Origin of the sequence: Chryseobacterium phosphatilyticum (assembly GCF_002899825.2) — a bacterium.
Classification (GTDB): Bacteria; Bacteroidota; Bacteroidia; order Flavobacteriales; family Weeksellaceae; genus Chryseobacterium; species Chryseobacterium phosphatilyticum.
This window is the reverse complement of the sequence record NZ_PPED02000002.1, coordinates 553115-567346: the sequence shown is the minus strand read 5'-3', so window position 1 is coordinate 567346 and position 14232 is coordinate 553115. Positions and strand designations below refer to the sequence as shown.

The window sequence follows — 14232 nt, the reverse complement described above, 5'->3', positions numbered from 1 at the left end:
ACTGCACAAATTCACATTATTAAAATGTTACAAGCCACTCATCAAGGCCCTCAAAAAATTATTCATGTATTGTATAGGTTTTCTCTCTATACCCTTATTTCGTGTTGGATTACCTGTATCTCAAAAAGAGAAGGAAACAGGATTTTCTTTTTAAAATCAACATCTGCTACAGAAAAACTTACCCACATATTCTCAAAAAACAAAATGGATGCATCATCACTCCTAAAGCAGTTGTATCTGATGATCTTTTATATTCCCACTCATGTTTAATACAGAAATTTACCCCAGCACATTGGTCTATATTCTTATATGTATTGTGCTTATTACTATTGTCTCTATTCGAATATGGCTTGCCAGAAAAAGATGTGACCGCAGCTATTATATAAAGCATTTGGGATTATTGTTATTCGTTTTGATTTATAATATCGTGGGAGGACTTTTTCCGGATCCTGGTTTTGGTTTTAATCTCATGGCTCAGAATATATTCATCTGGACCGTTGGGCTTCCGGCTGCTTTTTATTATTTTGCCTACCTGAAAAACGAATATAACTTGGTTTTTTTTAAAGGTATCTCTCTCGAAGCGATAGGTATTTTCACTCTTTTTATGTTTATTGTATTATTCATTCTCCCCTATATCGTCTTCCAGTCACTGGATGTTTCTCGTCCTCTGTTTTTAAGCTTTTTTTTAATTGTATTATTGTTTGCTTTGGCTACCTCTGCTCAGCAACAGTATAAGAAGTATAAGGGCCATACAAGCAAATTGTTTAAAATACACTGTATTAACGGGATTCTAGGTTTCATAGGTCTTATTTCCCTGCCGGTAACCATCTTATTATTCGGCGATAATCAACTGATCGAACATACCTGTTTCAGTTTAGGATGTTTTATCCTTTCTGTTGATTTTTTTCTGTATCATAAAAGAAACAGGGAAATCAAAAATAGTATTTGCCTTGATAAGCTTTCAACACGGGAAATCGAAGTATTTTCCCTCTTACTGAATGAGCCCCATCTGAAATATGCAGAGATCAGTCAAAAACTCAATATTTCCGAGAAGACCTTATCCTCGCACCTTTGCAATATCTATAAAAAGACAGGCCTTAGAAACAAAAAAGAAATTGAGGAACTGAGCAAGTCATCTCCCGGTATTCTAGCGGCTTAGCTTATCTTTATGATTTGCTATTATCGGCCTGACGGTAAATCATTCGTTCAAAATTTATCTTATAAATAAACCTTTCAGTACCCTATTGAAAGGTTTTTTCTATACTCAATGGTCCAGATTGTAGAGAAATACTATAATTCTGTAACACATTCTATTTAAAGATCCCTTTAAAGGATCATTTTCAATGCTGACCTTTCCATCTCAGCCTTTTGGCTGATCAAACATCTATATCTGAATAGTGATAAATTCCAGATACCTTTATCTTTCACCAACAACAGACCTAAATTTAAATCAGCCGAAGTCTTTAATCAGGCATAAGAAACACAACTTTTATATTGCTGAAAAATATTTTTCCTCTGTTGAATAAAAATTCCGTTAACCGAAACAATTAAAGACCTTCTGATAATTCCCGGTTTTGTGTATTTATAATTCAAATGCCATTATATTCTGGTCATATCGTGATTCGGATAAATTCTCTTTAAAAACACAAGTAGCTAATAATCAATACAAAACAAACTATAAGGGTTACCCTTAGAAAGATTAAGGATCAATTTAAGGGTTATTCAATCTAGTTTTCTATTTGCCCGGGACAGAAATATTTTACTTTAGACAACCTCATCAAGACGAAACATACGAGCCATGAACTTAGCAGAAAGTATTATTAAAAATGTATTATTATCAGATAATCAAAATCAGATTTTATACAATTTAAATAGTTTATCTGGAAAAGAAATAACGAAGAAAACCCTCACTCTTGCATCTAATTTAAGAGCAACAAAAAATTTCTTACCAGGAGAAAGAGTGATCCTTATAATGAAAGATTCCCCGGAATTTATTTATTCTTTTCTGGCTTTAATCTCTATAGGCTGTATTCCTGTTCCTATCAACCCATTGATTAAAGATTCAGAGCTGGACTATATTCTAGAAAACTCAAAAGCGATCGGTGTTATTGTAGATGATCATCAATACCTGCGGGTACACAAATCCATGTTTTCTTCAAATCATATCATAGTTGATTCTGTTATCGTTAATCTTTCTTCAACCAATGAATATACTTTAAACAATTATCTGTCCCAGTATATGCAGGAATCTGACGCGCTCTCAGCTTTTGATTTTGAATATGAAAAAAATTCTCCCATCGCTTTCTGGCAATATACATCCGGAACAACAGGAAATCCTAAAGCTGTTCAGCATACACATCATACCATGCTGCTGAATACGGATATGTTTGCCAGACAGACATTAAAAATTGATAAGACCGATATCATTATGTCTGTTTCCAAAATGTTCTTTGGGTATGGCCTGGGAAACAGCCTGTTTTTCCCTTTGTTGGTGGGTGCTTCGGTAATCATTGATAAAGAATGGTTTTCGATTGATAATCTAAAGAAAAATATCAGTCTTTATCAACCTACTGTTTTCTTTGGAAGCCCAAAAGTGTACCTGGACATTTTACAAAATGAAAAAAAATTCAACCTCAAAGACTTTACCAATATAAAATTATTTATCTCCGCCGGGGCAGCCCTTCCTTTTCCTCTCAAAAAAGCCTGGAAAGACCGATTTGGAAAATCAATTGTAAACGGAATAGGATCTACGGAGATAGGTCATATCTTTTTATGTGATCATGAGCTAGATCTGGCAGAAGAAAATGCATTGGGAATACCCGTGGAAGGATATGAGATCAAAATATGTAAATCTGACAACCCTGAAGAATCCATCGACAGCTGTAATGAGATTGGAGAAATGTGTGTATATCCGCCAGCCAACACACTCAGCTCGTACTGGAATATGCCTAAAGCCAATAGGGAGAAATACAAAAATGGCTGGTATTTTTCCGGAGATTTATGCTCCAAAACCCAACAGGGAATCTATTTATACCATGGCAGAAAAGACGACCTCTTTAAAGTAAACGGACGCTGGGTAAGCCCATGGGAAATTGAAAATATTATCCTGAATGAATTCTCTGAAATCAGCGAATGTGCTTTAACATTTCATCTGGATGAAAATGAGTTCCCTTCTCCTATTTTATATGTTGTCAACAAAGCCGGAACCGACATCATGGCTCTTGAGGATAAAATTTATACAAAACTCAGACTTACAACATCAAGCTATAAGCATCCGTCCAAAATCTTATTCATAGAAGAACTGCCCAGAAATAGCAATGGAAAGGTAAATAAAAAACAACTTGTTAACCATAATGTAAATTAAAAAACGTGGAAATAATTGATGTAATCAGCCAGGTACCGGGTTTTAATATCAACGGTAAAAGAGATCGGATGAAAAAAGGATATCAATGTGAAACTTATGAATCTGAGTCTCATGTTACCCTTTATGAATGGGCTCAAAAAGTAAGTGAAGAAATACTCACAAAAAACAATATTGATCCGTCGGAGATAGGAGTTATTATCAACTCTTCCATCGGGTTGTATGAAACAACGACCAGAAAAAACACCTCTGCACCAGGAATAGGGTATCATGTTCAAAAGAAACTGGATGCCGGAAATGCTTTTGTTTTTGAAATTTTTCATAATGACTGGGGAAATATTATTCAGATCGCCTCGAATTTTATGACAAGATCAGAAGGCCAATATGCCCTTTTGATGCAAACCAATAAGTTTACCAATACGCTTAAGGATCATGACAACGGATTTAGTATTCCGGATGGGATCAGCATCATGCTTATCAAAAAATCCAATACCCGTTTACAACTGAAAAATTATCATCTGCCCTCTTCTGCTGTTAAAAAGGCCGGCTATGAATTCAATGGAAAAAACAAAGAATTATTGCAGCAGGATATCCTTTTCAAACTTTGCTGGAAATATGACGAAGACTATACCAAAGAGGTTAACAAACAACTCAGTATCATTTCAGATTCTTTGCAAAAAGAAGGTGTTCCAATCATTATTGACCGTTGGTTTGAAACTCATGGAGAAAAGCCCACTGAACAAAATGACACCCTGGCTATGCATACCATTCCTTTGCATATACAGAACCATCTTGATCATTATAAAGGACTGAACTCTTATGCGATGGTTTCTTTCAATCCTTTTTCAAATTATTATTCTGTTTTAAAAATATCAAAAAATGCAATTTAATTCAGCCATAAAAAGTGTAGCGATTGACGTTCCCAAAAATTATTGTGACAATAAAACCCCGCCATTTTCAGAAATCCCTAATGTTCCTAAAAACTGGGAAAGACTTTGGGGAATCAAAGGGCGATATATGATAGATAAAGAGGCCGGAGAACATTGCTCTACACTGGCTAAAAATTCTTCTTTAAAAGCTATTGAAAAAGCTGGTCTTTCAGTCAATGATATAGATCTGATTATAGGAACTTCATGTACGATCACCGGATGGTCTGATACCAACCCCGAAGCTATTTTCCCGGGATTATCAGACTATCTTAAAACAGAACTGAAATGTAAAGACTCTACAATGACTCTGGAAGTCAACCAAACCTGTATTTCTTTTCTGGTGGCATTACAGATAGCGTCTGACTATATAGAAACAGGAATGTATAAAAATATCCTGATATGTTCTTCAGAAACCTTTACCCTTATGGCAGACTTCCAATCGGTTGCGTCTACGTTATTCGGAGATGGATCGGGAGCTGTTGTGGTGGGCAGATCTGAAAAAAACGGACGTATGCTGGCTTCCCATTATAAAAGTATTCCTATCCATAATGAGATTGCCACATTACAATGGAGACCTCCTTTGAATAAAACTGAGAAACAGGATATCAAGGCCTACTTTACTCTGGAAGAAGACGGAGCAACGATGATGCAAACCTTTGTTCCCCAAAATGTTCCTGTGGTAACGTTAACAGCTTTGGAAAAAGCCAACTTATCGGCAAATGACATCAATCATTATGTCTTCCATCAGCCGTCATCTCTGTTATTGAAAATGTGGGCTATGGGAATTGGTATCAAAAAAGATAAATATACCAGCACGGTAGAAGAATACAGCTGTTTAAGCTCTGCCTCTACTCCACTTACCTTATATACAGCATTACAAAACGGAAAGATCAACCCTGATGATAAAATTGTCATTGCCGGAGCCAGTATAGGTTGGGGATTCGGAGCACAGGTCTGGACTACTGAAAATATTAACTTTTAAAATAAAAATAAATTATGGAAAATCAAGAAAACTTGTACGAAAAAGTGTATGAAATTTTAGCAGATATCGCAGAATGTGATGTTAATGAATTAAATCCTGATACTGACCTTCTTAACGAAATGGGGGTAACATCCCTGATGGGTCTTGAAGTTCTGGTTGAGCTGGAAAGAAATTTTTCAATCAGTCTGGATGAAGAAGTGTTAGTAAAAATGGGAACTCCAAGAGATATTGTTGAAATTCTGGAAGAAGAACTAACCATTTAAAATTTCATTATTTAATCCCAGTACATTACGCTTCAATCACAATATACCCACTAATACCTTTATTTTATGACAGAGACCTTACACAGCGATGAATTAGTAATAGGAGCCGGACTCAGCGGATTAATGTATGGTATAACTGCCGTTACCGAAGGACGCTCTGTAATTATTAGTGAGGCTCATCATAAAGTAGGAGGCTATGCCACCAATTTCTATAGAAATAAAAGAAAATTCCTCTTTGACTGCAGCCAGCATAAGGTGACCGGATTAAATAAAGATTCCGGTAACCTCTGGAATGCTTTAGATCGTTTGGGACTTCAGTCTTTGATTGATGAATTTCATTTTTACAGCGAACTGACCACAGTGGTTTATAAAAGTAATTTTATTACAATACCATCACATCCGGAACATATTAAAGAAGCACTTATTTCACATTTTCCCGCTGAAATATGGGGAATAGAAAAACTGTTTGAAGATATTCTTACCTACGGCTATCAGCATTATATGTTTTCGAGAATGTTGATGAATGAATATACGCTCAACAAAGACTTACTGAGAGAAAGCCGGCTTTTGTCAAAATTAACCACCCGGGAATATTATAAGCAGCTGTTCAAAGGAGATGATATCATAGAAGTATTAAGTTCTATTGCCATTTATCTGGGAGCGATCTCTCATGAAGTAAATGCATTTTATTTTTTACATTTTTTATATGCAACATTTTATGGAGGACAAGCTTATGTAAAGGGAACCGGCCAGCGTATTTCTGATATTCTGCTAAAAGAATTTGTAGATCGTGGAGGGCAGATCTTAAAGAAAAACCCAGTCTATGAAATCGAGAATATGGGAGGATATATGCTGGCTAAAACAAAGAAAAAAAGGATTGAAGCAGAAAGAATAATAGCCACCTGTTCCCCCAACGACGTTGTTACGATGTTAGGAAGAGAAAAAGTTGAAAATAATTTTCTGAAAGTATTAGATCAATTCCAAATAGGTTGGGGGCACTTTTGTGTCTATGCTGTTACATCCGTTCCTCCTGATGAACTTGGGCTCATAGGTTCTGAGTATCTTCTCGTTTCCGATACCGGTGATTATTTTACAGAAGACGATTTTCAAAGAGATGTATACTATGACCTTCTGACGTTGAGTGTAACAAATTATCATAAGATAGATTCTTCGGGAGGCTATATTATCCAATTTATCATTCTGGATCACGGAGACAAATGGTTTTCTCTTTCCGAAGAAGAATACAACGACAGAAAAGAAAAAGTTCAGGAAAAAATTACCCAAAGAGTGTATAAAACTTTTCCGAAACTGGAAGGAAATCTTGTCTACATAGAGTCTTCAACGCCAAAAACCAATTACAGATTCACATTATCGACTCAGGGGTCGGCATTTGCCTACAAAGTATTGCCCAAAACTCACCTGGGGATGTTGAATAACTTTCCTGAAGAAAAAATAAAACTGGTAAGCAGCTGGGTCTCAGGGCCGGGCTATGAATCTGCGATGTGCTTCGGTTTTACACAAGCCTTATTATTAAATACCCAAAAATCATTAAAACATGTATGATTTAAAGAAAAAAAAATTAAGCTCAAAATTTTCAATTCTCCTTGAGAAACTTAATAAAGCCTCTGAAAAAAAACAAATGAGTCTTCTTTTGGATCATCCCTGGGATGAGCCTGTTGAAGGAGCCTGGCTGAAAAAAAGAGAAAATATTGCCATCTATGGAACCCCGTATTATGATCTTGCTTCAGAGGAAGAAAGAAGATTGCTATCGGTATACGAAACCGGGGCATGGTGGTATACCTTTATCGTTTTCGAAAATCTGGTATCGGAGTATTATATGAAAATCGTGAATCACGGTACCTTAAAAAGATTTCCGGATGTTGTTACTTATATGCATCACTTCTGCAAAGAAGAGATCGTACATGCAATGGTCTTCAGAAAAGCAATGACTCACTTTAAAATTACTCCGTTTCCCATTCCACTAAACCTGAGAGAAATATACAGCCATAATGCCGCTATGTCTGAATTCCCTCTCAAAGCCATCTACCTTACCATCCTTATAGAATGGCTGGCAGAAAACAATGCGATGGAAGATTGTAATGACAAAGGAATTTCAGTATTGTCCAGAGCAGTTGCCGTAGAACACCATAAAGAAGAAGCCAGGCACATTGAATGGGGTAAAAATATGATCCGAGAGTTTATTGACGTCGTTCCGGATTTTCTTCAGGAAGCTCAGCAAATTACAGCCCCTATGATCCGCAGTATGCTGGACATGGCTGTATCTAGTGTCGTTGTCTATTCCCGTGTTGGTTTTGAAAATAAAGCATTCAGAAATTATAAAGATCTCATCCCAACCGTACTGAATTCTGACAACAGAAAGAAAATCAATTCCAGAATTGTAGCTCCTATGATGAGGTATTTTGTAGAACTGGGAATATGTGATCCTCAAAACACCGAAAATATGAAAGTATGGGAAGAACATGGATTCGGGCAGGATGCCATAGATGCTTTGGAATACTTCAAAAAGAAAACCGCTACAGATACGGATATAGACAACGTAATGAATAAAAATTATAATTAATCATAATCACCTGATGAATACCATAATTTCCGGATTCGGACATGCTTTACCTGCTAGAATTATAGATAATCAAACAATTGTCAACTGGATCAATACCACGGAAGAATTTATCGAAAAGAGAACCGGCGTTCTTACAAGACGTCATATTTCTGAAACAGAAACCACCAGCATGCTGATGGCTAATGCCTGTTATGATGCCATTCTAAAAGCAGGACTTTCTCCTGAGGACATCGATATGTTGATCGTAAATACGCTAAGCCCCGATTATCACGACCCATCCCAAGCCTGTTTATTACAACCTTTAGTCTTTTTAAGAGATCATATTCCTGTATTTGATATAAGAGCACAATGCAGCGGGCTTATTTACGGGATGACCATTGCCGAACAGTTTATTTCTACCGGAAAATACAAAAACATTCTGGTGTGCTGTGGAGAAGTTTTATCTAAAAGGATGGATGATTCCGACGATGGCAGAAACCTGTCTATTCTATTAGGAGATGGCGCCGGAGCAGTTGTATTAAGTGCATCTGACATCAGTAATAAAGGGATAATTGATTCCAATATTCATGCAGATGGAACCTATTTTCAGCTGCTGTGGACAGAAAGTCCCGGAACCTCCGGAAGAGTATTTAATGGAGATGAAACAACATGCCCTCATTTTAGAATGAACGGAAAACAGATGTTTCGTCACGCTGTGGAAAAATTTACCGAAATAACCCTTCAGACCTTAGAAAAGAATAATCTTACCATTGAGGATATTGATGTCATAATCCCACATCAACCTAATATGAGGATACTGGATGCCGTGATGGAAAACCTGAAACTCCCTAAAAATAAAGTCAGAATAAATGTAGACCAATATGGAAATATAGCTTCAGCTTCTCTACCCATTACATTGAGTGAATACATGACAGAGATTCCGCTGGAACAAAGAGAAGGTAAACTGGCTCTGATCGTTGGGTATGGGTCCGGTGCAACCTGGGGAAGTATTCTATATAAATTTTAACAGAAGATTGATTATGTGGATAAATACAACAGGTATCGTACAGGATCATCTTATTATTTTGGGAACACTTACAAATCCCGTATACCTCATCAAAGGAAAGGACGAATATATTCTGGTAGAAAGTGGAGTAACCCGCGATGCTCCAACAATATTGTCCCAATTAAAAGAACATGTATCCGACCTGTCCCTGATAAAACACTGGTTCATTACCCATTCCCATTATGATCATTGCGGAACGATAGAATCTCTTTACCCTTATTTCAGGAATGTACAATTGTACGCCTCTGAATATGCTGTATCTAATTTCAGAAATGAAAAATATGTAAAAAAAATACGGCAATTGAATGCATTGATATCTGATCAAGAGATCACAGGATTCCCGGCAGATCTTCAGCAAATTCCTTTTATAACTGTAAAAGATAATGACATCATAGAAACAGATTCAGGAATATGGCAGATATTGTACACTCCGGGACATAGCCAATGTTCTGTAAGTTTGTACCATAAAGAAAGTGATACTCTTTTCGTTTCAGATGCCTTGGGAGAGATTATCGGCCATGAAAAATGGTTTCCCCTGGCTTTCGATCATGTTGAAAAGTTTGTGGAAAGCATCAATAGGTTGAATACCTTACACCCTCAAACCATAGCACTCGGACACAACGGAATACTTACCGGATCAGATGCCCGGCTCGCCCCTGAGCACAGCCTGCGGGGATATCATGAAACCCTGCAATTCATTTCAGAACTGCAACATACCTTATCTCATGAACAATTGATTGATGAGATCTGTAAAAAATTTAAAGTGATGGATCACTCTTTTATTTCCGATAAAGTATATCGAAAAAGTATAGAAATGTTATTATTTAATTTAAAAACAGAATCCATACTATGAGCCAGACGACAAAATCTAAAGAATATGACGTTTGCATAGTTGGTGCCGGAATTGCGGGAATTCTATTAGCCTGGTTACTGGGTTCACAAAATAAAAAGGTACTGATTTTAGAAAAAAATGCTGAAATCAATATGAATGGAGCAGACATTCTAAAACCTTCAGGAATTGATGTTTTAGAGAAATATGGATTATTTCAGGAACTGTTAAAAAAAGATTGCAGAGTAAGGGACAAGCTTAAAGTATTTCATAATGGGAATCACGTTCATCAGATTGATTATGCATTGGAAAATGAAAGAGGCTATTTTATGGTATGCCCTTATCATATCTTGTTGGAAACTATTTACGACAAAATTCAAAAAATCAGCACTATAGAATTGCGGGTCAGCCAAACTGTCTCAAAAATTAATGAAACAGACAAAGGAGTTGACGTTACCCTTAATTCAGGTGAGGACATCTTTTGTGAAGTATTAATCGGTGCTGATGGCATCCATTCTATAGTTAGAAATCATACAGATATAAAAGCTCATTTCACCTATTATGATCAGGTAATGTATTTCAAGAAATATCCCATAACATCAAGTATAGAAGAAATAAACAGACTCTATGTTGATGAAAAGGGAGGACTTGCTTACTTCTATCCTATTAACAAAACTGAAGCCCGTTGTATACTGGGTTTTAAGAAAGACGAAGGACAAAAACTAATGGAAGGGGGGGATTTAAAAATCGTAATACCCCGTTTAAAGCAATTTATAACAGAGAGTGACGATATACTCGGCCAAATAAAAAATCTGGAAGATTTCTGCACTTTTCCTTTATGCAGAATGCATACAGAACAATATTACAAAGGGAGAATTCTTCTTTTAGGAAATGCAGCTCATTCCATACACCCTATTACAGGGCAAGGGATGAACCTGGCCATTGAAGATACCGGAGAACTTTTTATATGGTTATCTGCATATTTTGACAGAACACTTACCCTTGACGAAGCCTTTTCGGGATATCAGGAAAAACGGTTTGATATCAATCATAAAGTTATCGAGTACGGCCACCAACTGGCAAACAGCTTTGAAACATCAGATCTGTTCATCAACAGTCTCAATCCGAAAGTTCAGACCAGTAGCCGCAAACTGTCTGTTCTTAATAATATTTAATTTTTTTACTATGCGTATTGATTTAACAGACAAACATTTTTTAGTAACCGGAGGAGGAAGAGGAATAGGTAAAGCTATTGTTTATCAATTACTTTCTTCAGGAGCTTCCGTTTCATTCACATACAATCACGGAAAAGAAACTGCAGAACTATTTTTGAAAAATCTGCTAGAACAATTTCCGGAAAAAGCAGCCTTATACCAGGCAGATATCAAAGATGAAGACCAGTCTAAAGCTTTAGTTGATCAGATAGAAAAATCTTCTTTAGGCCCATTATACGGTCTCATTAACAATGCCGGAATTACCGCTGATGCACCCTTCTTTAGCATGACAACCGATATGTGGAAAGACGTTATGAATACCAATCTCAACGGGACTTATTTTCTTTCCAAAGCAGTGATAAAATCATTCATCAGAAAGAAAAATTCGAAGATCATTAATATTTCGTCCGTCTCAGGAGTAAGAGGAGCTGTAGGACAGGCAAATTATGGAGCCACTAAAGCCGCCATTATCTCTTTGACCAAAACCTTAGCTCTGGAATTTGCAAAATTTAACTTACAGGTAAATGCTATTGCTCCTGGATTCATCGATACCGAAATGGTAGCCAATATGAACGAACAGGATAAAAAGAAAATTCATCAGATGATTCCTATGAAAAGAATGGGAACACCTGGTGAAGTGGCAGATCTGGTAGTGTTCCTATGTTCTGAAAATACGAATTACATGACCGGCCAAACCTTCATCATTGACGGAGGATTAACATTATAAAAACAAAAATAAAGATATGAAAAGAGTTGTGGTAACAGGAATGGGAGTCATAAGCCCCTTGTCCTGTGATAAAGAGACTTTTTGGGAGAAAATACTGAACGGTGAAACGGGAATCAGCGACCTCACCAAACTTGATTCTTCCTATTACAAAGGGATTACCAGATCGGCAGAAGTACATCTGGAAGACGAATATAACAATGCTGAAGTTTTACAGCATTTCAAACCTTACGGTAAGGCCGTTTCTTATGCCGCTGCTGCCGTAGACAGAGGACTGAAAGATGCAGGTCTGGAAGATAAAATACCTCAGAAAAATAATTACGGCATTATTCTGGGGACTACCAATGGAAACCAGGATATCGTTGAACGAATCGTTGATGAGTGGAATCTTGAAATGGAACATGAAAGTCTGAATGAGGCTGCCTCAGAAAACCTTGCCTACTTCAGACCTATTGAACTGAGTGCAAGTATTGCTAAGTTTTATAATCTTGGCGGAACCAATATGGTAATCCCTACTGCCTGTGCAGCAGGAAACTATGCAATAGGAACAGCCTGTTCCATGATCAGAGAAGGACGTTCACCGGTTATTATTGCCGGAGGAGCAGATCCTTTTACCCGTTCTTGTTATACCGTCTTCTATCGTTTGGGAGCCATGGCAAAGAATGATTGCCGCCCCTTCGATCAAAACAGAACAGGAATGGTGGTTGGAGAAGGTGCTGCTGTTCTTATATTGGAAGAGCTGGAACATGCATTAGCCAGAGGAGCAAAAATTTACGGAGAAATAAAAGGATATGGTTTAGCATGTGATGCCTACGACCCTACCGCTCCGGACCCTGAAGGCTCAGGAGCTACTTTATCCATGAATAATGCCTTACATGCCAGCAATATGGATATTCACAGTATCACCTATGTAAGCGCACACGGAACCGGAACCAAAGCTAATGATGCACACGAAGTAAAAGCAATGAGCAATGTGTTTGGAGAAAAAATCGATACGCTATATGTCAACGGAATAAAATCTATGCTGGGGCATTGTATGGGGGCAGCAAGTGCTATTGAAGCTGTTTCTGCCTTATTATCTCTTTACAATCAAAAAATTCCCAGAAATTATAATACAGAAAAGATCGACGAAGCTTTTAATAAAACATTCAGGATACAACCTTATCCGGAAATAGAAAACAAAGTAGACAACGTACTCAGTAATTCATTTGCATTTGGTGGTAATATTTGCAGCGTAATATTTAGTAAATATGATACAAAATAATTTTTCAGATACCCATATCGCAGTTTCAGAAATAGGTTTTAATAGCCCTTACGGAACAGAGATAAATACCTATTTCTCTCAGGCAGGAGTAGACAATGATTCTTCTTTGATGATTGAAGACCATGATCCTCAAAAGTTTTTAAAGCCTAAAGGTCAGCGTTTTCTTAACAAAGCAACTCTTATTTATTGTAATACAGCATTTCATGCAATACATAACCGGAATTTAGCCGAGAAAATCGACAAAGCTCCACAAAGGATAGGATTGTATGATGGTACAGAACTTTCAAATCTGGAAGACTGTTTTATTTTTGACCTTACCGCTAAAAATCAGGGTCCTGACCGGGTAAGCCCGATGAAGGCACCAAGTACGATTGCCAATGCAGCAGCAAGCCAGATGGCAATACAGGCAGGAATTAAGGGGCCTAACTTCAGTGTATGTGCAGGGATGGCAGGTAGCTTACAGGCAGTAGATATTGCCAGTTTACACCTGAAACAAGGAATGATTGATTATGGAGTCATCGCTTCAACAGAAGTACGCAATGGTTATCAGGAATCGATTCGCAAAGGACACAGGAATGGTCTTACTCCTTCTTCGGAGCTGGGAATTTCTATGATACTGGAACATACAGATTCTTTAGAAAAAGATGGAAGAAAGCCTTTAGCTATCATCAAAAAAATACATTCCGAAACCCATACAGATGAGACAATTTCCTTAGAAGTTCACTTAACTCAGGTACTTTCCAATCTATCAGCATTCTTTGACTTTGATACCGTGATTTTCTCCGGGGGGCTATCTGCCATTGATGCCGAGGTATTTGAAAATATCTTAACCGCAAATGAACCGACAATATCAGTACTTTATCCTGAAAATACGTTCGGAGATTTTGATAACGTAGGAGGCATGTTCGGAATTGCCTATGCTATTTCCATTTTCAACGGAAAAAATAATCATCAGACCCATCAAAAAAATATTGTAGTTCTTTCAACAGATAAAACCGGAACCATTATTTTGGCTGTCATAGAAAGAGCTCATCCATAAT

At 37.1% G+C, this 14232-nt stretch carries 13 protein-coding genes; all 13 read left to right on the top strand.

What is annotated here, in order from left to right; translation table 11 throughout:
• Window positions 1-262: 262 nt before the first annotated feature.
• The 13 genes from C1631_RS09635 to C1631_RS09575 all read left to right on the top strand — a co-directional run bounded on the left by C1631_RS09635 (window position 263) and on the right by C1631_RS09575 (window position 14231).
• A complete protein-coding gene (locus C1631_RS09635; protein ID WP_109711885.1) occupies window positions 263-1159 on the top strand; it encodes a helix-turn-helix domain-containing protein in 897 nt (298 codons plus the stop codon).
• A gap of 639 nt (window positions 1160-1798) precedes the next feature.
• Window positions 1799-3364, top strand: coding sequence for an AMP-binding protein (locus C1631_RS09630; protein ID WP_109711883.1), 1566 nt, complete (start codon window positions 1799-1801; stop codon window positions 3362-3364).
• Between the two features lie 5 nt (window positions 3365-3369).
• On the top strand, window positions 3370-4251 hold the full coding sequence (locus C1631_RS09625) for a beta-ketoacyl-[acyl-carrier-protein] synthase family protein (RefSeq protein WP_109711881.1): 882 nt from the start codon (window positions 3370-3372) through the stop codon (window positions 4249-4251).
• Window positions 4241-5272: a 3-oxoacyl-ACP synthase III family protein gene (locus C1631_RS09620; protein ID WP_103248381.1), complete on the top strand. Its 1032-nt coding sequence runs from the start codon at window positions 4241-4243 to the stop codon at window positions 5270-5272. Before C1631_RS09625 ends, C1631_RS09620 begins: the two co-directional genes overlap by 11 nt.
• A 14-nt stretch (window positions 5273-5286) precedes the next feature.
• The gene (locus tag C1631_RS09615; RefSeq protein WP_109711879.1) at window positions 5287-5535 is read left to right on the top strand and encodes an acyl carrier protein; all 249 of its coding nucleotides are present in this window, start codon (window positions 5287-5289) and stop codon (window positions 5533-5535) included.
• 66 nt (window positions 5536-5601) lie between these two features.
• On the top strand, window positions 5602-7098 hold the full coding sequence (locus C1631_RS09610; protein ID WP_109711877.1) for a phytoene desaturase family protein: 1497 nt from the start codon (window positions 5602-5604) through the stop codon (window positions 7096-7098).
• Window positions 7091-8116 carry a diiron oxygenase gene (locus C1631_RS09605; protein ID WP_103248384.1) on the top strand — a complete coding sequence of 342 codons (1026 nt, stop codon included), beginning with the start codon at window positions 7091-7093 and terminating at the stop codon, window positions 8114-8116. Before C1631_RS09610 ends, C1631_RS09605 begins: the two co-directional genes overlap by 8 nt.
• Before the next feature lie 13 nt (window positions 8117-8129).
• Window positions 8130-9122, top strand: a complete 993-nt coding sequence (locus C1631_RS09600) for a 3-oxoacyl-ACP synthase III family protein (RefSeq protein WP_228441148.1) — start codon at window positions 8130-8132, stop codon at window positions 9120-9122.
• Between the two features lie 13 nt (window positions 9123-9135).
• Entirely contained in the window at window positions 9136-10014 is an 879-nt protein-coding gene (locus C1631_RS09595; protein ID WP_165828267.1) for an MBL fold metallo-hydrolase, read from the top strand.
• Window positions 10011-11165, top strand: coding sequence for an FAD-dependent monooxygenase (locus tag C1631_RS09590; protein ID WP_109711875.1), 1155 nt, complete (start codon window positions 10011-10013; stop codon window positions 11163-11165). The genes C1631_RS09595 and C1631_RS09590 overlap by 4 nt, the downstream gene beginning before the upstream one ends.
• Before the next feature lie 10 nt (window positions 11166-11175).
• Entirely contained in the window at window positions 11176-11931 is a 756-nt protein-coding gene (gene fabG / locus C1631_RS09585; protein ID WP_109711873.1) for a 3-oxoacyl-ACP reductase FabG, read from the top strand.
• Between the two features lie 16 nt (window positions 11932-11947).
• Entirely contained in the window at window positions 11948-13192 is a 1245-nt protein-coding gene (locus C1631_RS09580) for a beta-ketoacyl-[acyl-carrier-protein] synthase family protein (protein ID WP_103248145.1), read from the top strand.
• Complete coding sequence (locus C1631_RS09575; RefSeq protein WP_103248144.1) at window positions 13179-14231, top strand: beta-ketoacyl synthase N-terminal-like domain-containing protein; 1053 nt, start codon at window positions 13179-13181, stop codon at window positions 14229-14231. The genes C1631_RS09580 and C1631_RS09575 overlap by 14 nt, the downstream gene beginning before the upstream one ends.
• Window position 14232: the final 1 nt, after the last annotated feature.

Bases quoted from the DNA above. Each gene is read 5' to 3' on its own strand.
- C1631_RS09635 (WP_109711885.1), top strand. From the start codon at position 263: ATGTTTAATACAGAAATTTACCCCAGCACATTGGTCTATATTCTTATA.
- C1631_RS09630 (WP_109711883.1), top strand. From the start codon at position 1,799: ATGAACTTAGCAGAAAGTATTATTAAAAATGTATTATTATCAGATAAT.
- C1631_RS09620 (WP_103248381.1), top strand. From the start codon at position 4,241: ATGCAATTTAATTCAGCCATAAAAAGTGTAGCGATTGACGTTCCCAAA.
- C1631_RS09615 (WP_109711879.1), top strand. From the start codon at position 5,287: ATGGAAAATCAAGAAAACTTGTACGAAAAAGTGTATGAAATTTTAGCA.
- C1631_RS09610 (WP_109711877.1), top strand. From the start codon at position 5,602: ATGACAGAGACCTTACACAGCGATGAATTAGTAATAGGAGCCGGACTC.
- C1631_RS09605 (WP_103248384.1), top strand. From the start codon at position 7,091: ATGTATGATTTAAAGAAAAAAAAATTAAGCTCAAAATTTTCAATTCTC.
- C1631_RS09600 (WP_228441148.1), top strand. From the start codon at position 8,130: ATGAATACCATAATTTCCGGATTCGGACATGCTTTACCTGCTAGAATT.
- C1631_RS09595 (WP_165828267.1), top strand. From the start codon at position 9,136: ATGTGGATAAATACAACAGGTATCGTACAGGATCATCTTATTATTTTG.
- C1631_RS09590 (WP_109711875.1), top strand. From the start codon at position 10,011: ATGAGCCAGACGACAAAATCTAAAGAATATGACGTTTGCATAGTTGGT.
- fabG (WP_109711873.1), top strand. From the start codon at position 11,176: ATGCGTATTGATTTAACAGACAAACATTTTTTAGTAACCGGAGGAGGA.
- C1631_RS09580 (WP_103248145.1), top strand. From the start codon at position 11,948: ATGAAAAGAGTTGTGGTAACAGGAATGGGAGTCATAAGCCCCTTGTCC.
- C1631_RS09575 (WP_103248144.1), top strand. From the start codon at position 13,179: ATGATACAAAATAATTTTTCAGATACCCATATCGCAGTTTCAGAAATA.